This is a genomic window from Hallella multisaccharivorax DSM 17128, assembly GCF_000218235.1.
GTDB lineage: Bacteria > Bacteroidota > Bacteroidia > Bacteroidales > Bacteroidaceae > Prevotella > Prevotella multisaccharivorax.
Window position 1 is genome coordinate 1,861,628 of the sequence record NZ_GL945017.1, and the last position, 21,151, is coordinate 1,882,778.

Sequence of the window (21,151 nt, forward strand, 5' to 3'; positions counted from 1 at the left end):
TTACTTTTTTGCAAAATTAAGAAATTATTTGCATACTCTATTCACTAACCAACAATAATTTTCATCGAAATGTTTGCTTATTTCGGATTTATAACTAATTTTGCAAGCATATAAAAATCAGATTATGAAAGACAAAAAAGCCATTACCCTTAAGACATTGACTAAGAGCAATGTATGGGACATCCAGGAGAATGACGTTATCCGTATGTGGGAAGCAGCAGAGAAAGATGCCGATCTCAAAGACAATTTGAATCATTACACCGACATTATCCGCACTGCTTTTGAAATCGAAGAAGTGAAAGTTGACAACCCCATTGTCATTGAGAAGCTGGAGAGCCGCGGCTTCAAGATAGGTGTCGTAGGACCTGAAGAGGCAACGCGTAAGTATGCTATCAAGAAGCGTGCTATTATGAGAGTTACCGATCTCACCTATGAAAATGTCGGCCATATCTCCGCAGCAAAATTGGTGGAGATATTAGAGAGAAATTTCGGCAGCGGTTGGGAGAGCCTTTCACAGAGCATACAAGACATTATCCAGGGCGCTTTCGACATCTCAACCACCACTTTGCCAGCTGATCGTTTACACAAAGAAGGTGGACTTTACGACAAGAAGATCAACGATGGCTATGAAGTGCTTGAGATACCAAAAGGCACGTGGACTGAAGCTATCTTTGTGAAAGAGAAGCCAGAGATAGAAGAGAAAACAGTCAGTCAGGAGATAGTGGCCCCTGTTAATGATGGCGAAGACGGCTCAGACGAAGATAGTGAGAATAAAGACCCAGAGGATTCTGGCAAGGACGGAAACGCCGAAGAGGAGGGCGACGACTCCTTTGACGACGACAAGCTAACGGAAGAGAGCTACCGCACAACCTATGAGACCAATCCTGACGAACTCAACTATGAGGCTGAGGAAATTACAGACGACGAAGGCGATTCCAATTTCTAACAGCCACCGATAAAGGATTATGAAAAAGGCGCACCAGAAACGGTACGCCTTTTTATTTGATCCTAAAAGGAAAGAATAATCTTATTTGAAGAAGTCCTTAACTGCCTCATTGGGCACCATCTGCTCGTCGAAGACGTAAGCACCAGTCTTTGGGCTCTTCACCATCTTGATGACCTTTGAATAAGCACGACCATCAGTGCTACCTTCGTGAAGGGTAGCGACAGCTTTCTTTGCCATAGTCTAATATGATTAATTTAAATTACTGACTCCCGATTACTTGATCTCCTTATGAAGCGTCATCTTCTTCAAGATGGGGTTGTACTTCATTAGCTCTAAACGCTCAGGAGTATTCTTACGATTCTTTGTTGTCACGTAGCGGCTTGTGCCAGGCAGTCCAGAGTTCTTCATCTCCGTGCACTCAAGAATCACCTGTACTCTATTGCCCTTAGCTTTCTTTGCCATCGTTATTAGTCTCCTATTACTTTAATGTCCTTCCAGTCGCAATAGCCCTTTGCAACGGCCTGCTTAAGAGCTGCGTCAAGACCAACTTTATTGATAAGACGAAGACCAGCTGCGCTGACCTTCAGAGAGATCCAGCAGTTCTCCTCTACATAGAAGAACTTCTTGCTGAAGAGGTTGACATCAAAGCTTCGCTTTGTATGGTGCTTTGAGTGAGACACATTGCAACCGATCTGTGCCTTCTTGCCTGTTATCTGACAAATCTTAGACATTGCTATTCTTTGTTTTTGATGCGATTTTAACTACTTATTCCAAACAGAGTGCAAAATTACAAAATATCTTCAAAACCACAAAGCAAAGTGAGATAAAATATTTTCAATTAAGCTTTTTTACTGTTTGTGCTTCTCTTTAAGGTAGTCTATCAGCAGGTGCAACGCCTTATTGGTGGCGATAGCGAGATTGATGTCTCGGCCATAATCCTCTGTCAACAGAAAGGTACGCACATCATCCTTGGAGCCATACCCCAGCCAGATAGTACCCACAGGAATATTCGGAGTGCCGCCTGTTGGTCCGGCAATGCCTGTCGATGAAATGGCATAGTCCACGTTGAGCGTCTTGCAAGCTCCTATCACCATCTCCTTTGCCACCTCCTCACAAACGGCAGTCTGCTCCTCCAACACCTCGTGTGAGACTCCGAGAAGGTTCTCTTTCACTTCGTTGGTATAGCTCACTATTCCGCCCTTGAAATACTGGGACGTGCCGGGGACGGCAATGAGGGCCTCGGCTATTCGCCCGCCCGTACAACTCTCAGCTGTCCCCAGCGTCTCCTTACTATTATAGAAAGCCTCCTGTATCTGAAGGCTTAAGACCTTAGTTTCTAATTCCATATAATATAATGTGTGTAACCTTTATTTGAATGTAACCTTTGAGAATGCAGGCGCATCAATCGGACAAAAGTCTTTGTCCAAATATTTATAATAGCCCACGATACCTATCATGGCCGCGTTATCAGTGGTATAACTGAACTTGGGAATATAGATGGTCCAACCGTACTTCTCCGCATACTCGCGGAAAGCATTGCGCAAACCGTTGTTGGCTGACACACCACCGGCTACCGCTACGTGCTTAATACCTGTCGCCTTTACCGCCAGACACAACTTCTTCATCAGGATATCAACGATAGTATGCTCAAGGCTCGCGGCAATATCCTCCTTATGATGCTCCACAAAGTCGGGATCCTCGGCCACCCACTTACGCATATTGTAGAGGAAAGAAGTCTTCAATCCGGAGAATGAATAATCGTATCCGGGAATGTGCGGCTCAGCAAATTGATAAGCGAGAGGGTTGCCTTTACGAGCCAATTTGTCGATGATAGGTCCACCTGGATAGCCCAGCCCCATAACCTTGGAGCACTTGTCGATAGCCTCTCCTGCCGCATCGTCAATGGTTTGGCCAAGCACCTCCATGTCATTGTAGGCATTGACCTTCACGATCTGCGAGTTACCACCCGACACCAAAAGGCAAATAAACGGCAGTGGCGGCATGTGGTTGTCGTCGTCACTCTCCTTGATAAAATGGGCCATGACGTGTCCCTGCAGATGGTTCACGTCAATCAAAGGTATTCCCAAACTGCGGGCAAAGCCTTTAGCAAAGCTCACGCCGACGAGCAAAGAGCCCATCAATCCCGGTCCGCGCGTGAAAGCCACGGCCGACAGCTGCTCCTTTGTAATGCCGGCACGCTTGAGTGCCTGATCCACCACCGGCACCACATTCTGCTGGTGGGCACGGCTGGCCAACTCGGGCACCACACCACCATAGGCGCGATGCACCTCCTGCGACGCAGTGACATTGCTCAACAGCACACCATTGCGCAGGACAGCAGCCGACGTGTCGTCACAACTGCTTTCTATACCTAATATATATATATCGCTCACGTTCTCCAACTTCTATTTACTTGATCCCGATCCTCTGACTTCTACAAAGAGACCTCTGTCTGTCACTAATAGCTCAGGATTTCCACACCGTGCTCTGTCATAAGGAAGGTATGCTCCCATTGCGCAGAGGGCTGCTCGTCGGCCGAAATGACTTCCCAACCGTATGGGTCATCGGCGTCGATAAACACTTTCCACGTGCCCATGTTGATCATCGGCTCGATGGTAAAAGTCATGCCGGGCACCAACAGCATGCCCGTGCCTTTGTGACCATAGTGCAGCACCTCCGGCTCCTCATGCATGGCAAGCCCCACGCCGTGACCGCAAAGATCACGCACCACGCCATAACCGTACTTCTCGGCGTGCTTCTGGATGGTATGACCAATATCGCCCAGGAAGCCCCAAGGCTTAGCGGCCTCGGCACCTAAGTCGAGACACTCCTTCGTCACCCTGACCAATTGCTCCTTCTCCGGAGTGGTTTTGCCCCCGATGATGAACATGCGCGAGGCGTCGCCGAAGTAACCTTTGTAGTCGAGAGTCATGTCCACGTTGACAATGTCGCCGGGCTCCAGCACGTCTTTCTTCTTAGGGATGCCGTGGCAAACAACCTCGTTGATGCTCGTGCACACAGCCTTGGGGAAGCCCTCGTAGTTGAGACACGAGGGGTGGCAGTCGTGATCCTTGCAGTACTGCATCACCACGTCATCGATATCCTGCGTAGTGATTCCTGGCTCAATCATTGCCTCCACAGCGTCAAGGCAACCCGTATTGAGCTTCCCTGCCTGCCGGATGCCCTCTATCTGCTCCGGGGTACGAATCATGTCACGCGTAGGCACGAGTTTACCCTTTGACTCGAACGCCATCACTTTCTTGTCCAGCTCCGTCGGCTCCTGTCCAGAGAGACAGTGCCAACGGCGTTTCTTATTCAAATTCATAGACTTCTATAATCTTTCCAACATGCAAAGTTACTGCTTTTTAACTGAAAGCGGTATAAATCACCCGAAAAAAGCAACTGCTTATTGTGCTTCATCGGGATCTACATATCTGCCATCGACTTTCAAAGGCTCTAAATGTATAATAATATGTGTGGCTGAGCCGAACAACTGGCGAATGGCATCCTCAATCCTCGTAGCGTGCTTGTGTGCTTCGTAAAGGTTCATCTCCCCCGGCATTCTGATGTGCATCTCAATGGCATAATGATCACCGATACGACGTGTCCGAAGGTTATGTACCTCACTCACGCCTTTTTCCCGAAGCGCAGTATTCACAATCTGCTGCTCAATGTCATCCGGCAGGCTCGCCTCCAGAAGTTCGCTCGATGACTGACGGATGAGCTTCACAGCTTCCCAAATGATGAAAACACTCACCGCAATGGCCGTCAGCGGGTCCAATACCGTCCATTTTTCTCCCAGGATAATGGCCCCACCAATGCCCACGGCGGTGCCGATGGACGAGAGGGCGTCTGAGCGGTGATGCCAGGCATTGGCCACGACAGCCTGCGAATTGTAGTGCCGGCCCACCTTCATGGTAAATTGAAAGCACCACTCTTTCAATAGGATGCTGACAATGGCAGCCACAAAAGCAATGATACCGGGGCTGGGGAGCACCGTACCGTGAATGACCAACCGGATTTTCTCCAGTCCACTGACACAGATCATGGTGCCCACCAACAGCAGGGCTATCCCGATGAGAGCCGTGGCCAGCGTCTCGTATTTGCCATGCCCAAAGTCATGGTCCTTGTCTTGAGGCTTATTGCTCAGCCTGACAAACACCAATACGGCGATGTCGGTCAGAAAATCGCTCAGAGAATGGACGGCATCGGCAATCATAGCCGATGAACCGCCAAGAATACCAGCTATAAACTTGAAGATCAGAAGGAAGACATTGACTGCGCTGCCGCCAATGGTCACCTTATATATAGCATGTTGACGCGTTAATTCTTCTTTATCTGCCATAGCTCAAACTATTTTCACAACAGGCCGCAAACTTACATATTTTTTGCACAAAAAAAGCATTGAATCTGCAAAAAAGAAGTACTTTTGCCCCAACATTTAATCTATGTCATATCACTTCAGAAAAGAGAGTACCAACATGGACGCAATAACCGTACAAATTGACCGCCTCACCCTTGCCATGATCGAGTTTGACAAGGGTGATGCCATGCGCATCCAGCACTTCCTGAAAGTGCACCGTTTCGCCCAGCTCATCGCCAAGATGGAGCATGTCGACAACCACACACAACTCATCACCGAGATGGCCGCCGTGGTCCACGACATCGGCATTCATGCGGCCGAAGCCAAATATGGCAGCTCAAACGGGAAGTATCAGGAGGAGCTCGGCCCTGAACCTGCACGCGAGTTGCTGACTCGTATGGGGTTCAGTGCACCCGACATTGAACGCGTTTGCTATCTTGTGGGGCATCATCACACTTATTCAAACATTGATGGTATTGATTATCAGATACTTGTAGAAGCTGATTTTCTTGTCAACTTCTACGAGGACGGCATTTCCCAAAATGGCATTGACCATGCTATGAGCCATGTTTTCAAGACTGAATCCGGTAAGAAGCTCTGCCAGTTGATTTACAAGGAGTTAAGAAAATAGGCAAAGGTCATCTTCCGTCTACGCCGTAAAGGCAACGCGTCTACAGTGTAAAGGCAATGCGTATACAGTGTAAAGGCGATGCGTATACAGTGTAAAGGCGATGCGTATACAGTGTAAAGGCGATGCGTATACGGCAAGATCACCAAAGGTAGAAATCTTCGGTAAGCCTCTGATACCACATCGAGCGAGTGCCATCAGCCTCTTGAAGCATGACCTCGCGACGGTCAAGCTCCTGCGGACGCGAAGGTGAGAAAGCCACAAGGCATCGCCTGGCCGGCTTGCGGGCAACTGTTTTGACATCGTATTGACGGGCCAGAAACATGCCACGGAGATAAGCCTCCTGAGAAAACTCAGCGAGAAAATCTGTCGGAATGATAGCCGACAATTCGCCGTCGGGCAACAAGTGGGTTGCCGAAAAAGAGAAAATATCTGCGAAGGGAAGGCTGTCAGCCTGCCGTGCCATGCGTCGTCCCCTGTCGGGTGAGGATAAACTATGCGCAAAGAAAGGCGGATTGGTCACAATGGCATTGTAAGGCTCCAATGGGGAAAAAAGCTGAAGCGCAGCCCCATAGACACGCACGCGCCCTTCAAAAGGTGAGCGCGCTGCGTTCTCTTTAGCCTGTTCTGCGGCCTCATTATCCATTTCCACTGCGTCAACGACAGCCTGTGGAAACCGCTGGGCCATCATAAGAGCCACCAGACCGGTGCCTGCACCTATGTCGAGAATATGGTGACCACCGCGCGCCCATGCGCCAAGAAGCACGCCGTCAGTGCCTACTTTCATCGCACAGCGGTCATGAGAGACAGTAAAATGCTTGAAGCGGAATGCATTATCCATACTTTTCCAACGACAATTGCTCAAATTTATTATATTCTTCGTAACTTTGCACTGCTTTATATGCATTTATCATGCCAAAAGGAAATCCAACCATACAGATGATCGCCGACTATGAAGGCGATATTGCCAGTATCTTCAAGGAAGGCAAAGAATGTGACTGCCCCATCCTGCCCACACGAAACATGGTGGTGCTTCCGGGCATCATAGCCCCCGTGTTGTTAGGCAGAACCACAAGCATCAGCCTGGCAAGATATCTGGAGAAAGACCCAGAGAAGCGGACGTGCGCCATCTTCTGCCAGAAAGACCCCAACAACGACGATCCCATCCATAAGGATGAGCTCCACGAAGTGGGCGTCATGGCCCACTTGGTGCGCATCATTGAGATGCCTTCGTCCAATGCCGTCACAGCTATTTTTCAGGCCACAAGCAGATGTAAGCTGGAAAAAATCTCCTCGCATCGCAATTATCTGAAAGGACATGTAGTGCCCATCCCAGAAAAGGTACCTGCAAAAAACGATAAGGAGTTCAACTCCATCGTCGACAATATCCGCTCTTCTACACAAGACCTGATACGGCTCAACGATGAGATCCCCGATGACAGCATCATGTCGTTTATCAACATCACCAATAACGTGATGCTGGTCAACTTTGCCTGTACCAACCTTCCTATTCCCTTAGAAGACAAGGTCAAGCTCATCAGCATTGACGACATGCGTGATCGCGGCCTTGAGTTGCTCAAGGTGGAAAGCCGCGAGATACAGTTCGAACAGCTCAAAGGCGACATCAAAAACAAGACACGTGTTGACCTCGACGAACAGCAGAAAGAATACTTCCTGCATCAGCAGATGAAGAATATCAAGGAAGAGCTCGGAGATAATACTGAGTCGGCAGCCAAAGCCTCACTCGAAGCCAAAGCCAAAGACAAGGATTGGCCCGACGCCGTGGCTAAGGTCTTCAAGAAAGAGCTGGAGCGTCTGGACACCTTCAACCCGCAGAGTCCGGAATACAGCGTACAGGTCAACTATCTCGACATGTTGGTTTCGCTGCCCTGGAACTATTGCACGGCAGACGACCTCGACCTTAAACGCGCCCAAACCATCCTCGACCGCAACCATTATGGCATGGAGAAGGTGAAGGAGCGCATATTAGAGTATCTCGCCGTTTTGCAGCTCCGCGGCGATCTGAAGTCGCCTATCCTCTGTCTTTACGGCCCGCCGGGGGTTGGAAAAACCTCATTGGGGAAAAGTATTGCCGCTGCCATGAAGCGCAAATATGTGCGCATGTCGCTCGGCGGACTGCACGATGAGAGCGAGATACGAGGACACCGTAGAACCTACGTAGGAGCCATGCCCGGACGAATCGTCAAGAGCATTCAGAAGGCCGGATCGTCGAATCCCGTGTTCATCCTCGATGAAATCGACAAGGTATCAGCCAACAACTACAACGGGGACCCATCGTCGGCGCTGCTCGAAGTGCTTGATCCGGAACAGAACAGTACCTTCCACGACAACTATCTCGACGTGGACTACGATCTCTCGAAGGTGTTCTTCATCGCCACAGCTAATGACATCAGCACCATACCCCGGCCTTTGCTCGACCGCATGGAGCTTATCGAGGTACCGGGATATGTCACTGAAGAGAAGATCGAGATAGCCAAACGACACCTCGTGCCCAGAGAACTGAAGAATACCGGACTGGACAAAGAGACTCCAAAAATCAAGTTCTCTAAGCCGGCCTTGGAGAAGATCATTGAGTCGTACACGCGTGAAAGCGGTGTGAGACAACTGGAGAAGGATATTGACAAAGCCCTCCGCAAGATAGCTCTCCAAAAGGCCTTGGGAAAGTCGCTGCCTGAAAAGCCCATAGCGCCCAACGATATTGAGGGCCTGTTAGGTAAGCCGCCGTTCAGCCGCGACATCTACCAGGGCAACAACTACGCTGGAGTGGTCACCGGACTGGCATGGACCTCTGTAGGCGGAGAGATCCTCTTCATCGAGACATCTCTCTCCAAAGGCAAGGGCGGCAAGCTCACGTTGACCGGAAATCTCGGTGACGTGATGAAGGAGAGCGCCATCATCGCCCTGCAATACGTCAAGGCTCATTGCGACAAGTTAGGGGTCGACTACCGCGTGTTCGACAACTGGAACATCCATATCCACGTGCCTGAGGGGGCCACACCCAAGGACGGGCCCTCTGCCGGCATCACCATCGCCACCTCAATAGCCTCTGCCCTGACACAACGCAAGGTGAGAGCCCATACCGCTATGACAGGAGAGATCACCCTGCGCGGCAAAGTGCTGCCCGTGGGAGGCATCAGGGAGAAGATTCTCGCGGCCAAAAGAGCCGGCATCACTGACATCGTCATCTGCAAGGACAATCAGAAGGACATCGAGGAGATACCGCAGAAGTATCTCAACGGTGTGGATTTCCACTATGTCGAGAACGTGCAGGATGTGTGGGATTTCGCGTTAACAGATGAGAAAGTGACCGATGCCGTCGACCTCACCATACGTGAAGAAGAGAAGAAAGATAAATAATGTGGAATCGGACCCAGTGTCCTCATGAAGACAAATGGATTTTCAACTCCAATATACAGATAAAGCCTCTGATGCCCGCGCAGGTGTCATCACCACCGGCCATGGCAAGATAGAGACCCCCATCTTTATGCCCGTGGGTACAGCTGGTGCCGTGAAGGCTGTCCATTTCAGTGAGCTGCGCCAGCAGGTAAAGGCGCAGATCATTCTTGGCAACACCTATCACCTTTATCTTCGGCCAGGACTTGAGGTGCTGCGTGCGGCCGGCGGACTGCATGAATTCAACGGCTGGGAGCGTCCCATCCTTACCGACAGCGGTGGCTTTCAGGTGTTCTCGCTTTCAGGTATCCGCAAACTCACGGAGGAAGGCTGTGAGTTCCGCTCACATATTGACGGTTCAAAGCATATCTTTACCCCTGAGAACGTCATGGATACAGAGCGCATTATCGGGGCCGATATTATGATGGCGCTTGACGAGTGCCCACCAGGACTCAGTGATTATGCGTATGCCAAAAAGAGTCTCGCCATGACACAGCGATGGCTTGACCGGTGCATTAACCGTTTCAATGAGACAGAACCGCTCTACGGATACCACCAGAGTCTCTTCCCTATCGTGCAGGGATGCACTTATAAAGACCTCAGGCAGGAGGCCGCAAAGTATGTCGCAGACAAAGGCGCAGAAGGCAATGCCATCGGCGGACTGGCTGTCGGAGAGCCCACCGAAGTGATGTATGAGATGATTGAGGTAGTCAACGGGATCCTGCCTAAGGACAAGCCACGCTATCTCATGGGTGTGGGCACGCCACAGAATATCCTTGAAGGCATCGAGCGAGGAGTGGATATGTTCGACTGTGTGATGCCCACACGCAATGGCCGCAATGCCATGCTCTTCACCTATGAGGGCACGATGAACATGCGCAACAAGAAATGGGAGATGGACTTTTCTCCCTTGGATCCTAACGGATGCGAGACAGACCGCGTAACGACCAAAGCCTATCTGCACCACCTCTTCAAGGCACAGGAGCTGCTTGCCATGCAGATTGCAAGTATCCATAACCTTGCTTTCTACCTCCGGCTCGTCACCGACGCAAGGCAGCACATCCTCGCAGGTGACTTTGTACAGTGGAAAAACAGCATCGTCGGGCAGTTGGGACAGAGACGATAAGTAAGCATGGAGTATGAAGAGCTATAGCAAGATAAGGAAACACCGTCGGTTATACAAGGCCGGAAGATGGCTGGACAGGCACCCCAAGTGGCTGCACCGCTTCTTTGGCTGGATAGTCCGGCACACACGCCTGCTGCAACACGTCTGTAAATGGATAAGTAGGAGGCTGCGATTCCTTAGGGTACTCAAATACATCAATCCCTTCCGCTACGTCAAGAAGATTGACTGGTACATCATCAGAAAGTTCATCGGGACCTATTTCTTCTCGATTGCCCTGATCATCTCTATCTCCATCGTCTTTGATGTCAATGAGAACCTGGCGAAATTCACGCAGTATCACGCACCCTTAAGAGCTATTGTCTTCGACTACTACGCCAACTTCGTCCCCTATTTCGCCAATCTTTTCAGCGCGCTCTTCGTCTTTATTGCCGTCATCTTCTTCACCACGAAGTTGGCCGGCAACTCTGAAATCATCGCCATGCTGTCGGCCGGCATCTCGTTCAGACGCCTGCTCAGGCCGTACATGCTGTCATGCGTATTCCTCTCGGCGCTGTCTTACTATCTTTCTGCCTACGTCATCCCACACGGTACTGTCATCCGACAGAACTTTGAGTCGATGTACAAGAACAAGAAGAAAAACACAGCCGCCGAGAACGTTCAGCTGCAAGTAGCACCGGGAGTGATTGCCTACATCCAGCACTACGACAACAACATGAAGCACGGCTATGGTTTTTGTCTTGACAAGTTTCAGGAAAAGAAGCTCATCTCCCACCTCACCGCTACCGATGTGCAATACGACACTATCTCCGACAGTAAGTACCATTGGAAGCTTTCCAACTGGAAATTACGCCAATTGAAAGGTTTACGTGAGCACATTACCACGGGCTCAGAGAAAGATTCCATCATCCAAATGGAACCAACAGACCTGGTCTACTCCAAAGGACAGCAGGAAACCTTCACATCGCCTGAGTTGAAAGACTACATTTCCAAGCAGATCAACCGAGGCTCGAGCAACGTAGTGCAATACCAGGTAGAGTATTACAAACGCATCGCGGCGTCGTTTGCCTCGTTCATTCTCACCATCATCGGTGCGTCTCTCTCGGCCAGAAAGCGGAAAGGTGGTATGGGAGTGTACCTCGGTATCGGCTTGGCACTATCGTTTACGTACATCATGTTTCAGACTATTTCTGCGACATTCGCCATCAATGCAGGCTTTCCACCAATGCTTGCAGCCTGGATGCCAAACATTGTCTTTGCGGTGATTGCCTTCTTCTGTTATTTGAAGGCGCCTAATTAATATCACTCCCCCACCCCCGTCAGGCTATAAATAGCCACCATCTAAAGAAAAAGAAAACATGAAATTTGAAGAATTAAATCTTAACGACAACATCCTCGATGCTCTTTACGACATGCATTTCGAGGATTGCACCCCCGTTCAGGAAAAGTGTATACCCCCCATACTCGAAGGTCGCGATGTGCTTGGCGTTGCCCAAACCGGCACCGGAAAAACGGCTGCATATCTGCTACCCATTCTCTCCAGGCTTGACGACGGAGGCTATCCGAAAGATGCCGTCAACTGTATCGTCATGTCACCAACTCGGGAACTGGCGCAACAGATCGACCAGGCCATGCAGGGATTTGCCTATTACCTGCCCGATGTGTCCAGTGTCGCCGTCTATGGCGGCAACGACGGCAACCGCTATGACCAGGAGATGAAGAGCATGAGACTCGGCGCCGATGTCATCATCGCCACACCTGGAAGACTGATTTCCCACATCTCTATGGGGAATATCAACCTGTCAAAGGTCAGCTTCTTTGTTCTTGACGAAGCTGACCGCATGCTCGATATGGGCTTTTCCGACGACATTCTCAAGATTGCATCAAAGCTTCCCAAGGAGTGTCAGACCATCATGTTCTCCGCAACGATGCCTAAAGACATTGAGAAACTGGCGCAAAGCTTGCTGAAAAATCCTATCGAAGTGAAGCTCGCCGTGAGCAAGCCCGCCGAAAAGATTCAGCAGAGTGCATATATCTGCTATGAGACACAGAAGCTGCAGATCATCCAGGACATCTTCAAGGCCGGCGATCTGAAACGTGTCATCATCTTCTCAGGGAGCAAGATGAAAGTCAAACAAATCAATCAGGCACTGCTCAAAATGAAGATCAACAGTGGTGAGATGCACTCTGACCTGGAGCAGGCTGAGCGCGACGACATCATGTTTAAGTTCAAGAGCGGACAGATTGACGTACTTGTGGCTACCGATATTGTAGCCCGCGGCATAGACATTGATGACATAGCTATGATCATCAACTATGATGTGCCCCACGATGCCGAGGACTATGTCCACCGTATCGGGCGTACAGCACGTGCCGACAGGGATGGTGTCGCCATCACTTTCGTCAATGAGGACGACATGTTCGCATTCCACCAAATTGAGAAATTCCTGGATAAGGACATTCAAAAGAACCCATTACCCGAGGGTTGTGGGGAAGGACCCGATTACACTACATCGAAACGTCCTGGTAAAACCTCTGCCAAAAGCCGCCGCAGAAAGGACCGCGACAACAACGCACATAAAGATTCGAGACAGCGTGGTGACCGAAAGCCCGGGACCGAAAGCCGAAAAAGCACTCCAAAAGGACCGTCAAAGAAGGGACAAGACGCTCAAGACAGCCCTTCAAAGGAAACGCAAGACAAGCAGCGGCAAGAGCAACCCAAGCAGGAGAAACGCCAGCGCGGGAGAGGACAAAAGCAAGAACGGCAGCACGCACAGCAGCAGGCACAGCCCTCTGCTGAAGGCCAGAAGCAGCGCGGGCGTCACAAATATGCCGACAAGCAACGTGGACAGCAGACAAAACGGAATCAGCAAAAGCTACAAGGACAGAATAAACAAAGCGAAAAGCCTCAACAAAGCAAAAAGAAAGGTGTGGTGCAGCCCAACCTTAATGAGCGTGGCCTGAAGGGCTTCATTAAGCACCCGATTCGGTGGATCATGAATATTGGTAAAAAATAGCCAGAGAATTTAAATAAGAAATACAATGGAAAAGAAAAGAAAAAGCAGTTTGTCAGCGTGCACCACTATCGTTGTAGGTGGAAAACTGACAGGTGACGGTTCACGTATCTACGCCCGCAGTGAAGATTTCGATGCCATGCGCTGCAAGAACTGGCTTGTCTTTGACGAGACCGACAACGGTCCGGAAGAGTTCGTTGCTGACGACAGTGCCTTCAAATGTCCACTGCCTAAAAAACGCTTGGGCTACACCGCACTGCCCGACTATCAGTTTCACCATGAGTGGGGAAGTGCGGGATTCAATACCGCCGGCGTTGGAGAGAGCTCAACAGAAACCATCTTCAGCAGTCCCGAAGCACTCGCTCACGACCCTTATGTAGCCAACGGCCTGGCGGAAAACTGCACGTATAACACGGTGCTGCCGTACATTCACACTGCCCGTGAAGGTGTGGAACGGCTTGGAGCCATGATTGAAAAGTATGGCTCTGCCGAGGGATTTGGCATTGGCTTTATCGACAACAAGGAGACCTGGTACCTTGAAAACGCATGCGGACATCACTGGCTTGCATGCCGTATTCCTGACGACAAGTATTTCGTGACCGGTAACCAAAGCCGTTTCCGTGAATATGAGCCGGAGGACAAGGAGAACTTCCTTGCCGACAAAGACTTACTTACCTTTGCAGAGAAGCATGGCCTTTGGAATCCAAAGGAAGGCAAGTTCGATTTCCATCAGGCATACTCAAAAGACGACATTGCGGACCACACCTACAATTATACACGTGTATGGGGACTGCAAAAGCTCTTCACACCTTCTATGGTTCAGGACGTGAACGTGAACGATTTCCCTGTTTACGCCAAGCCTGACAGCGGTTTGATAGGTATCAAGGAACTGCGCAATGCTTTCCGATTCCACTACGATGGTACCGACCACGACCCGTACTTGCACAACAACGGCCATGAGCCCTGGCGCCCTGTGTCCATTTTCCGCACGACGCAAACGCACCTTCTGCAGGTACGTCCCTGGCTTCCGGATGCCATCGGACACATTACTTATGTGGCCAACGGAATGGCAGATCTTGGCGTGTTCCTGCCTGTCTACCAAGGCATTAAGAGCTTTCCGGAAGCCTATCAGATTGGCGACAACTACTGTTCTGACGAATCGGCCTACTGGAAATTCCGTAAGGTAATGACTCTTGCCATGACCAACTACAATGCTTACGCCCCACTGGTAAAAGAGACCTATGCAAAACTCGAGGCCGAAAACGACCTGAGACAGAAAGAATTTGAGACAGATTATCTCGCCATCTACAAGAAAAGACCCATGGAGGCACAAGACAAGCTCCAGGCATTTAGCGACAAACTGCTCAATCGTGCACTGGAAGTTGCCGATGAGCTCACACTGGAACTCTTCACCCACCTGACAGAAGACACGATGAAGAACTATATGTTCCACGGAGCTTAAAGATGGCAAAAAGAGATGGGCTGGACGTCGGCTTGAGACATCCTAAGTAAGACACAAAACGCTTTATAGCGTTATGTCATCGTTCGACAGCTGTTTAACAATCGTCAAGCAGCTGTTTGACGATTGTGCGACAGTTGCTTGACGATTGTTAAACAGCTGTCGCACGATTATAAACGGTAATTACGGCGTATCGATCACAAAGGCCTGATTCCCCTCATAGCAGCAGCCAACGAAGCTGAGGCTATCAGAGCGTCGCTGCCCTCACACGACTCAATGTCTCCGGAGTCATCTGAAGATAACTTGCAATATACACAAGTGGCGCCCGCAAGATGACCTGCGGATTCATTTTGCAGAGACGCAGATAACGGTTCTGGGCAGTCTCGAAGCGCAAAAGATCCGCATGAATTTGTGAGATGATCAAGCTTTCCTCCAAAATCTTCCGATAAAGGATCTGGATATTGACATTATGCAATGCCACCTGCTCCAAACGGTGCTTAGGGATAAGATAGAGTGAACACGGCTCCAATGCCTCTACCTGAAGCTTCGTCGGTTCCTCTTTAAAAAGGCTCTCTATGCACATAAAAATCTCACCATCGGCGCCGATGTGCTCGGTCAGCTCCTTGTCATTTTTGAAATAGAACTGACGGACAAGGCCCTTGTCCATATAATAAATGCTGTCACAAACATCTCCTTCTTTAAGAATCGTCTCTCCTTTCGAGACTTTCCTGGGCACAAGGATGCTCTCCAATGTGTCAAGCTCCTCGTGCGTCATCGTACTGTACTTTCGCGCTAACTCACGAGCAATATCACGTGTAGTGCTCTGTAATTCTTTCATTTCTCAATAAATCAATATTTAGGTTATCTGGTTGAACACGATTAATCCAACTTGAGTACGGCGAGGAATGCCTTTTGTGGCACCTGCACGTTACCAATCTGTTTCATCCTCTTTTTCCCTTTCTTCTGCTTCTCTAAGAGCTTCCGCTTTCGGCTCACATCACCGCCATAGCACTTGGCAAGGACATCCTTGCGCACTTGTTTCACCGTCTCGCGAGCCACGATCTTCGCGCCAATGGCAGCCTGAATGGCAATGTCAAATTGCTGACGGGGTATGAGCTCCTTAAGTTTCTCACACATATTACGGCCCAAGGTCACAGCGTTATCCTGATGGGTCAGTGTCGAGAGCGCGTCTACCGGTTCTCCATTGAGCAGAATGTCAAGCTTGATGAGCTTAGAAGGCCGGTAGCTGTCTATGTGGTAATCAAAAGAAGCATAACCTTTCGAGATAGACTTGAGCTTATCGTAGAAGTCAATCACGATCTCTCCCAAGGGCAACATGAAGTGTAACTCCACACGATTGCCGGAAATATACTGTTGGTCAAGAAGTTCACCGCGCTTGTCAAGACAAAGCTTGATGATTGGTCCGATATAGTCGGCCGACGTGATGATGCTCGCCTTGATATACGGCTCGTCTATGTGGTCTATCTCTGTCGGATCAGGAAGTCCGCTCGGATTGTGCACCTCCAGTTCCTCACCCTGCTTGGTGTAAACCAGATACGATACATTAGGAACAGTGGTGATGACCTCCATATTAAACTCGCGGTCGAGACGCTCCTGCACGATCTCCATGTGAAGGAGGCCGAGGAATCCACACCTGAAGCCAAAACCGAGTGCCTGTGATGATTCCGGCATAAAGGTCAGACTGGCGTCATTGAGCTGCAATTTCTCAAGGGAACTGCGCAAATTCTCATATTCAGTGGGGTCAATAGGATATACACCTGCAAACACCATGGGCTTCACCTCCTGGAATCCCTCTATGGCCTTATCGCAAGGCTGGTCCACATGAGTGATTGTATCGCCGACTTTCACTTCGGTGGCATTCTTGATACCCGATATGATATAGCCGACCTCGCCCGTTGAGAGCGTCTTCCGAGGCTCTAAATCCATTTTCAATACACCAACCTCATCAGCCGTGTACTCCATGCCTGTCTGCACAAACTTCACCTCGTCGCCCTGCCGAACCACGCCATTGACAACCTTTCCAAGAACAATAATACCCCGGAAAGAATTGAAAATAGAATCGAATATGAGCATCTGCAAGGGTTTCTCAGGGTCGCCTTTAGGAGCCGGAATACGTTCCACAACAGCTTTCAGAATATCGGGTACACCCTCACCCGTCTTGCCACTCGCCCTGATGATGTCCTCTGGATCACAGCCAATGAGATCCAATATTTCATCTTCCACCTCTTCGGGCATCGCATTGGGCATATCAATCTTATTGATCACCGGAATGATCTCCAAGTCATGGTCAATGGCCATGTAAAGATTAGAAATGGTTTGCGCCTGCACACCTTGGGTAGCATCAACGACAAGCAATGCCCCTTCACAGGCAGCAATGCTCCTTGAGACCTCATAGCTGAAGTCAACGTGCCCCGGAGTGTCAATCAGGTTGAGGATATATTTCTTCCCATCAAGCGAATACTCCATCTGTATGGCATGACTTTTAATGGTAATGCCCCGTTCACGCTCAAGGTCCATGTCGTCAAGCATCTGGTTCTCAGTAATCTTGATGGTTTTGGTGTACTCAAGCATACGGTCGGCAAGCGTTGACTTGCCATGATCAATATGAGCTATGATGCAGAAATTTCGGATGTTTTCCATTCGGATTTACAATTCTTTGACGCAAAGTTACTAAAAAGACGGGACAAGTATGACTTAAAAATATATATTTTTCTTAACTTTGCGCTAAAAAGAAAAGAATGCAAGATGAGGCATAAAAAATTATTGTTTCTTACTTTGATGACGTTTTTTTTAACAGCTTGTCACCGCGCGACATTAGAGGATATGGCCGCAAAGACGGCATCTGATTATACGGAGCGCTATTGTCCAACGCCGGTGGAAGACTTTCAACGCACTGACAGCATCACCTTTGATCGCGGCACGCACACGTTCAGCTACTATTATACGCTGACAGGAAAGATAGATGATCCGGCCGTCATTGAGAAAGGGGAAAAACAGATTCTTGCCACTATCATAGGAAGTCTCAAGGAAAACACCAGCATGAAGGACTATAAGCAGGCTGGCTATAACTTCCGCTACGTTTATCGTTCACAGAAGAATGGGAATGTGATGATTGACAAAACCTTCAAACAGAAAGATTATAAATAATCCGAATCAATGCCAAAGGATAAGACCATGTTCGTCTGCAGCAATTGCGGATACGAATCAGCAAAATGGCTTGGACGCTGTCCTTCCTGCGGAGAATGGGACAGCTTCAAAGAGATAAAGGTTGCTGCCGACTATGGCTCATTGAATGCCAAAAACACGGCTGCATCGATAAGGCAAGGCGGTGAAAAAGTGATGATGCCCCATAAGGACAACAGTCCATTGAGGCTGAAGGAGATTCCGTTGCAGGATGCGCCAAGAATAGATACACGTGACGAAGAGTTTAACAGGGTGCTTGGAGGCGGTATTGTACCGGGGAGCATCGTTCTGTTAGGTGGTGAGCCAGGAATAGGCAAATCCACGCTCACGTTACAAACAATACTTGGAATGGAAAACATGTCCATTCTTTATGTCAGTGGTGAGGAGAGCGCGCACCAAATCAAGATGAGAGCCGAGAGAATACAGAAAGAAGTACGCGATAATGTTTTCATCCTTTGCGAGACTTCACTGGAGAGAATTTACGCTGGCATCCAGCAACTGCACCCGAACTTGTTGGTCATCGACTCCATTCAGACGATCTCTACCGAGCAGGTTGACTCCTCCCCAGGAAGCATTTCGCAAGTCAGGGAATGCGCTGCCTCGCTGCTTCGGTTTGCTAAAAGCAGCGGCGTCCCCGTACTGCTTATCGGACATATCAATAAGGAGGGCACGCTTGCAGGGCCAAAAATTCTGGAGCATATCGTCGATACGGTGATTCAGTTTGAGGGCGACCAGCATTATGTCTACCGCATCTTGAGAAGCATCAAGAACCGCTTTGGCAGCACCTCTGAGCTCGGCATCTACGAGATGCGCCACAACGGACTGCGTGCTGTCTCCAATCCATCGGAGCTGCTTCTCACCGAAGACCATGAGGGACTGTCGGGAGTTGCCATCAGCTCTACTATAGAAGGTATGCGGCCGTTCCTTGTTGAGACCCAGGCACTTGTATCTACAGCAGCTTATGGCACACCACAACGTTCAGCTACCGGCTTCGACCAGAGGCGTCTGAACATGCTTCTCGCCGTCCTTGAGAAGCGCGTAGGATTCAAGCTGATACAAAAAGACGTGTTTCTCAACATTGCGGGAGGCATGCGGGTTACGGATATGGCGATGGATCTCAGTGTCATTGCCGCCGTACTGTCAAGCAATGTCGATACGCCAATTGAGAGTGGATGGTGCATGTGCGGGGAAGTAGGACTGAGCGGAGAGGTAAGACCCGTGAGCAGAGTAGAGCAGCGGATAGCTGAAGCAGAGAAGCTCGGCTTCAACCATATCATCTTACCGGCTTACAATCTCAAAGGTATCAACCCACACAAGTACGCCATCCAGATCCACCCTGTAAAGAAAGTAGAAGAAGCGCTCAGGGATTTATTCAACTCATAAACATGTATTAATTTTCAAAGAGATATGAAGGACAGCATTATCATTGTGAGCGGAGGAATGGACTCCATCACTATGCTTTATGAATATAAAGACCGTATCGCCTTAGGCGTATCGTTCAATTACGGCAGCAATCATAACCAAAGGGAGATCCCTTTCGCCGAAATGCATTGTAAACGGTTAGGCATTCCATACATCACTATAGATCTCGCTTTCATGCCACAATACCTTAAGTCAAGCCTTCTCGAGGGTGCAGACGCTATTCCTGAAGGCAACTATGATGACGAGAACATGAAGTCAACCGTGGTACCTTTCCGCAACGGTATCATGCTCTCAATAGCTGTCGGCATTGCGGAATCAAATCATCTGAAGTATGTCATGATGGCCAACCACGGTGGCGATCACGCCATCTACCCTGACTGTCGTCCGGAGTTTGTCAAGGCCATGTCAGCTGCCACCACAGCCGGTACCTATGAGAATGTCGAGATATGGGCACCCTACACCCATATCACCAAAGCCGATATTGCACGTCATGGCAAGGCTCTTGGCATAGACTATAGCGAGACATGGAGCTGCTATAAAGGTGGAGAAAGACACTGTGGAAAGTGCGGTACTTGTCGTGAACGCAAGGACGCGCTCCACAAAGCAGGAATTGTAGACACAACTGAATATGAAGAATAAAACTCAATTACGCTTCACTGCCACTTCTTCCCTAACTTTCATTATATGCGTCGTGGTACTTTTGTCGCTTTTTGTCGCTTGCAACAAGAGCTACCAAGAGCAGAAACAGGAGGAAAAGAAGACGCTTGCAGAGACCCTACGAAAAGACAGTCTGGCCCTGAAAATAGCAACAGTCCCCACTTTAGACTGCCTTCCATTGTTCATTGGAGTAGAAGACAGTCTATTTGAACACAACGGGGTAGACGTCCATCTCAAACAACGCAATGGTCAAATAGACTGTGACACACTCATTCGGGGCAAGTATGTGGAAGGTATCGTCAGCGATCTTATACGCACGGAACGACTGAAAGAGGAAGGCATCGCATTGAGATATCTCACTGCCACCAATGCCTACTGGCAGCTATACACCAACCATATCTCACGTATCAAGGAGCTTAAACAGCTGTCTGACAAAATGATTGCCATGACGAGATACTCGGCGACCAATTATCTTGCCGATTATGCCATTGATAGTGCCAAGCCTCAATACGATGTCTTCAAGATTCAAATCAATGATCCTCGTACGCGTATCAAGATGATGATAAATAATGAGATGGATGCGGCATTGTTCACTGAACCACAGGCCACAACAGCCAGGATCTACAATAATCCCATGCTCATGGACAGCCGCGACAAGAACATTCGCTTTGGAGTCATTGCTTTTAGAGAGAGCGCATTAAAGGATAAACGGCGGCAGAAACAGCTGAAAGCGTTTACCAAGGTCTACAATATGGCAGTTGATTCCATTAACTATTACGGATTCGGACATTACGCTGCCATCATCATGAAATACACCAATGCTGACGAAAAGACTATCAAAGCATTGCCCAAACTCAAGTTCAATCATGTCAACCCGCCAAGACAACGCGACATCAACGTGGCGAAAAGATATTAAGGACC

The 21,151-nt window shown here is 49.2% G+C and carries 21 protein-coding genes; 11 read left to right on the forward strand and 10 right to left on the reverse strand.

The features are described 5' to 3' along the window. Positions 1-124 precede the first annotated feature (124 nt). Positions 125-946: a hypothetical protein gene (locus PREMU_RS08035; protein ID WP_007574435.1), complete on the forward strand. Its 822-nt coding sequence runs from the start codon at positions 125-127 to the stop codon at positions 944-946. A gap of 81 nt (positions 947-1,027) precedes the next feature. Here PREMU_RS08035 and PREMU_RS14560 read toward each other — a convergent pair whose 3' ends face one another. The 7 genes from PREMU_RS14560 to PREMU_RS08065 form a co-directional block, all read right to left on the reverse strand. Beyond that, positions 1,028-1,183 carry a DUF4295 domain-containing protein gene (locus PREMU_RS14560; protein ID WP_007574436.1) on the reverse strand — a complete coding sequence of 52 codons (156 nt, stop codon included), beginning with the start codon at positions 1,181-1,183 and terminating at the stop codon, positions 1,028-1,030. A 36-nt stretch (positions 1,184-1,219) separates the two neighbouring features. Next, on the reverse strand, positions 1,220-1,408 hold the full coding sequence (gene rpmG, locus PREMU_RS08040; RefSeq protein ID WP_004340645.1) for a 50S ribosomal protein L33: 189 nt from the start codon (positions 1,406-1,408) through the stop codon (positions 1,220-1,222). 5 nt (positions 1,409-1,413) lie between these two features. After that, positions 1,414-1,677 (reverse strand): 50S ribosomal protein L28, encoded by a 264-nt coding sequence (rpmB, locus tag PREMU_RS08045; protein ID WP_007574437.1) that lies wholly within the window; start codon positions 1,675-1,677, stop codon positions 1,414-1,416. A gap of 117 nt (positions 1,678-1,794) precedes the next feature. Then, a complete protein-coding gene (locus PREMU_RS08050; protein ID WP_007574438.1) occupies positions 1,795-2,292 on the reverse strand; it encodes a CinA family protein in 498 nt (165 codons plus the stop codon). 21 nt (positions 2,293-2,313) lie between these two features. After that, complete coding sequence (gene tsaD / locus PREMU_RS08055; protein WP_007574439.1) at positions 2,314-3,339, reverse strand: tRNA (adenosine(37)-N6)-threonylcarbamoyltransferase complex transferase subunit TsaD; 1,026 nt, start codon at positions 3,337-3,339, stop codon at positions 2,314-2,316. A gap of 65 nt (positions 3,340-3,404) precedes the next feature. Then, positions 3,405-4,271, reverse strand: coding sequence for a type I methionyl aminopeptidase (map, locus tag PREMU_RS08060; protein WP_007574440.1), 867 nt, complete (start codon positions 4,269-4,271; stop codon positions 3,405-3,407). Between the two features lie 81 nt (positions 4,272-4,352). Further along, on the reverse strand, positions 4,353-5,291 hold the full coding sequence (locus PREMU_RS08065; protein WP_007574441.1) for a cation diffusion facilitator family transporter: 939 nt from the start codon (positions 5,289-5,291) through the stop codon (positions 4,353-4,355). 136 nt (positions 5,292-5,427) lie between these two features. On the opposite strand from PREMU_RS08065, the gene PREMU_RS08070 reads away from it, so the two are divergent. Next, the gene (locus PREMU_RS08070; protein ID WP_040558796.1) at positions 5,428-5,940 is read left to right on the forward strand and encodes an HD domain-containing protein; all 513 of its coding nucleotides are present in this window, start codon (positions 5,428-5,430) and stop codon (positions 5,938-5,940) included. Between the two features lie 139 nt (positions 5,941-6,079). Here the strand turns inward: PREMU_RS08070 and PREMU_RS08075 are convergent, their stop codons facing one another. Further along, positions 6,080-6,778, reverse strand: coding sequence for a tRNA1(Val) (adenine(37)-N6)-methyltransferase (locus PREMU_RS08075; protein ID WP_007574444.1), 699 nt, complete (start codon positions 6,776-6,778; stop codon positions 6,080-6,082). A 71-nt stretch (positions 6,779-6,849) separates the two neighbouring features. Here PREMU_RS08075 and lon point away from each other — a divergent pair, with 71 nt between their 5' ends. Genes lon through PREMU_RS08100 form a run of 5 tightly spaced genes read left to right on the forward strand, consistent with a single transcriptional unit; the run spans position 6,850 to position 14,950 of the window. Beyond that, positions 6,850-9,315 (forward strand): endopeptidase La, encoded by a 2,466-nt coding sequence (gene lon, locus PREMU_RS08080; RefSeq protein ID WP_007574446.1) that lies wholly within the window; start codon positions 6,850-6,852, stop codon positions 9,313-9,315. 34 nt (positions 9,316-9,349) lie between these two features. Continuing rightward, positions 9,350-10,477: a tRNA guanosine(34) transglycosylase Tgt gene (tgt, locus tag PREMU_RS08085; RefSeq protein WP_007574447.1), complete on the forward strand. Its 1,128-nt coding sequence runs from the start codon at positions 9,350-9,352 to the stop codon at positions 10,475-10,477. A 13-nt stretch (positions 10,478-10,490) separates the two neighbouring features. Beyond that, positions 10,491-11,774 (forward strand): LptF/LptG family permease, encoded by a 1,284-nt coding sequence (locus tag PREMU_RS08090; RefSeq protein ID WP_007574448.1) that lies wholly within the window; start codon positions 10,491-10,493, stop codon positions 11,772-11,774. Between the two features lie 58 nt (positions 11,775-11,832). Next, positions 11,833-13,491, forward strand: a complete 1,659-nt coding sequence (locus PREMU_RS08095) for a DEAD/DEAH box helicase (protein WP_007574449.1) — start codon at positions 11,833-11,835, stop codon at positions 13,489-13,491. Positions 13,492-13,516: 25 nt separating this feature from the next. Continuing rightward, the gene (locus tag PREMU_RS08100) at positions 13,517-14,950 is read left to right on the forward strand and encodes a C69 family dipeptidase (RefSeq protein ID WP_007574450.1); all 1,434 of its coding nucleotides are present in this window, start codon (positions 13,517-13,519) and stop codon (positions 14,948-14,950) included. A 244-nt stretch (positions 14,951-15,194) separates the two neighbouring features. Here PREMU_RS08100 and PREMU_RS08105 read toward each other — a convergent pair whose 3' ends face one another. Both PREMU_RS08105 and lepA read right to left on the reverse strand, forming a co-directional pair. Then, positions 15,195-15,785 carry a Crp/Fnr family transcriptional regulator gene (locus tag PREMU_RS08105; RefSeq protein ID WP_007574451.1) on the reverse strand — a complete coding sequence of 197 codons (591 nt, stop codon included), beginning with the start codon at positions 15,783-15,785 and terminating at the stop codon, positions 15,195-15,197. A gap of 41 nt (positions 15,786-15,826) precedes the next feature. Then, entirely contained in the window at positions 15,827-17,608 is a 1,782-nt protein-coding gene (gene lepA / locus PREMU_RS08110) for a translation elongation factor 4 (protein WP_007574452.1), read from the reverse strand. A 183-nt stretch (positions 17,609-17,791) separates the two neighbouring features. Here lepA and PREMU_RS08115 point away from each other — a divergent pair, with 183 nt between their 5' ends. From PREMU_RS08115 to PREMU_RS08130, 4 genes are read left to right on the forward strand one after another with little or no spacing between them, the layout of a single operon-like run. Further along, entirely contained in the window at positions 17,792-18,115 is a 324-nt protein-coding gene (locus PREMU_RS08115) for a hypothetical protein (protein WP_156803985.1), read from the forward strand. Positions 18,116-18,124: 9 nt separating this feature from the next. Then, positions 18,125-19,534 (forward strand): DNA repair protein RadA, encoded by a 1,410-nt coding sequence (gene radA, locus PREMU_RS08120; RefSeq protein WP_007574456.1) that lies wholly within the window; start codon positions 18,125-18,127, stop codon positions 19,532-19,534. Between the two features lie 24 nt (positions 19,535-19,558). Beyond that, the gene (gene queC / locus PREMU_RS08125; RefSeq protein WP_007574458.1) at positions 19,559-20,212 is read left to right on the forward strand and encodes a 7-cyano-7-deazaguanine synthase QueC; all 654 of its coding nucleotides are present in this window, start codon (positions 19,559-19,561) and stop codon (positions 20,210-20,212) included. Beyond that, positions 20,202-21,146 (forward strand): ABC transporter substrate-binding protein, encoded by a 945-nt coding sequence (locus tag PREMU_RS08130; protein WP_007574460.1) that lies wholly within the window; start codon positions 20,202-20,204, stop codon positions 21,144-21,146. Before queC ends, PREMU_RS08130 begins: the two co-directional genes overlap by 11 nt. The last annotated feature ends 5 nt before the right edge of the window (positions 21,147-21,151 follow it).

Coding starts and splice junctions, on each gene's coding strand:
- PREMU_RS08035 (WP_007574435.1), top strand. CDS start 125: ATGAAAGACAAAAAAGCCATTACCCTTAAGACATTGACTAAGAGCAAT.
- PREMU_RS14560 (WP_007574436.1), bottom strand. CDS start 1,183: ATGGCAAAGAAAGCTGTCGCTACCCTTCACGAAGGTAGCACTGATGGT.
- rpmG (WP_004340645.1), bottom strand. CDS start 1,408: ATGGCAAAGAAAGCTAAGGGCAATAGAGTACAGGTGATTCTTGAGTGC.
- rpmB (WP_007574437.1), bottom strand. CDS start 1,677: ATGTCTAAGATTTGTCAGATAACAGGCAAGAAGGCACAGATCGGTTGC.
- PREMU_RS08050 (WP_007574438.1), bottom strand. CDS start 2,292: ATGGAATTAGAAACTAAGGTCTTAAGCCTTCAGATACAGGAGGCTTTC.
- map (WP_007574440.1), bottom strand. CDS start 4,271: ATGAATTTGAATAAGAAACGCCGTTGGCACTGTCTCTCTGGACAGGAG.
- PREMU_RS08065 (WP_007574441.1), bottom strand. CDS start 5,291: ATGGCAGATAAAGAAGAATTAACGCGTCAACATGCTATATATAAGGTG.
- PREMU_RS08070 (WP_040558796.1), top strand. CDS start 5,428: ATGGACGCAATAACCGTACAAATTGACCGCCTCACCCTTGCCATGATC.
- PREMU_RS08075 (WP_007574444.1), bottom strand. CDS start 6,778: ATGGATAATGCATTCCGCTTCAAGCATTTTACTGTCTCTCATGACCGC.
- lon (WP_007574446.1), top strand. CDS start 6,850: ATGCCAAAAGGAAATCCAACCATACAGATGATCGCCGACTATGAAGGC.
- tgt (WP_007574447.1), top strand. CDS start 9,350: ATGGATTTTCAACTCCAATATACAGATAAAGCCTCTGATGCCCGCGCA.
- PREMU_RS08090 (WP_007574448.1), top strand. CDS start 10,491: ATGAAGAGCTATAGCAAGATAAGGAAACACCGTCGGTTATACAAGGCC.
- PREMU_RS08095 (WP_007574449.1), top strand. CDS start 11,833: ATGAAATTTGAAGAATTAAATCTTAACGACAACATCCTCGATGCTCTT.
- PREMU_RS08100 (WP_007574450.1), top strand. CDS start 13,517: ATGGAAAAGAAAAGAAAAAGCAGTTTGTCAGCGTGCACCACTATCGTT.
- PREMU_RS08105 (WP_007574451.1), bottom strand. CDS start 15,785: ATGAAAGAATTACAGAGCACTACACGTGATATTGCTCGTGAGTTAGCG.
- lepA (WP_007574452.1), bottom strand. CDS start 17,608: ATGGAAAACATCCGAAATTTCTGCATCATAGCTCATATTGATCATGGC.
- PREMU_RS08115 (WP_156803985.1), top strand. CDS start 17,792: ATGGCCGCAAAGACGGCATCTGATTATACGGAGCGCTATTGTCCAACG.
- radA (WP_007574456.1), top strand. CDS start 18,125: ATGCCAAAGGATAAGACCATGTTCGTCTGCAGCAATTGCGGATACGAA.
- queC (WP_007574458.1), top strand. CDS start 19,559: ATGAAGGACAGCATTATCATTGTGAGCGGAGGAATGGACTCCATCACT.
- PREMU_RS08130 (WP_007574460.1), top strand. CDS start 20,202: ATGAAGAATAAAACTCAATTACGCTTCACTGCCACTTCTTCCCTAACT.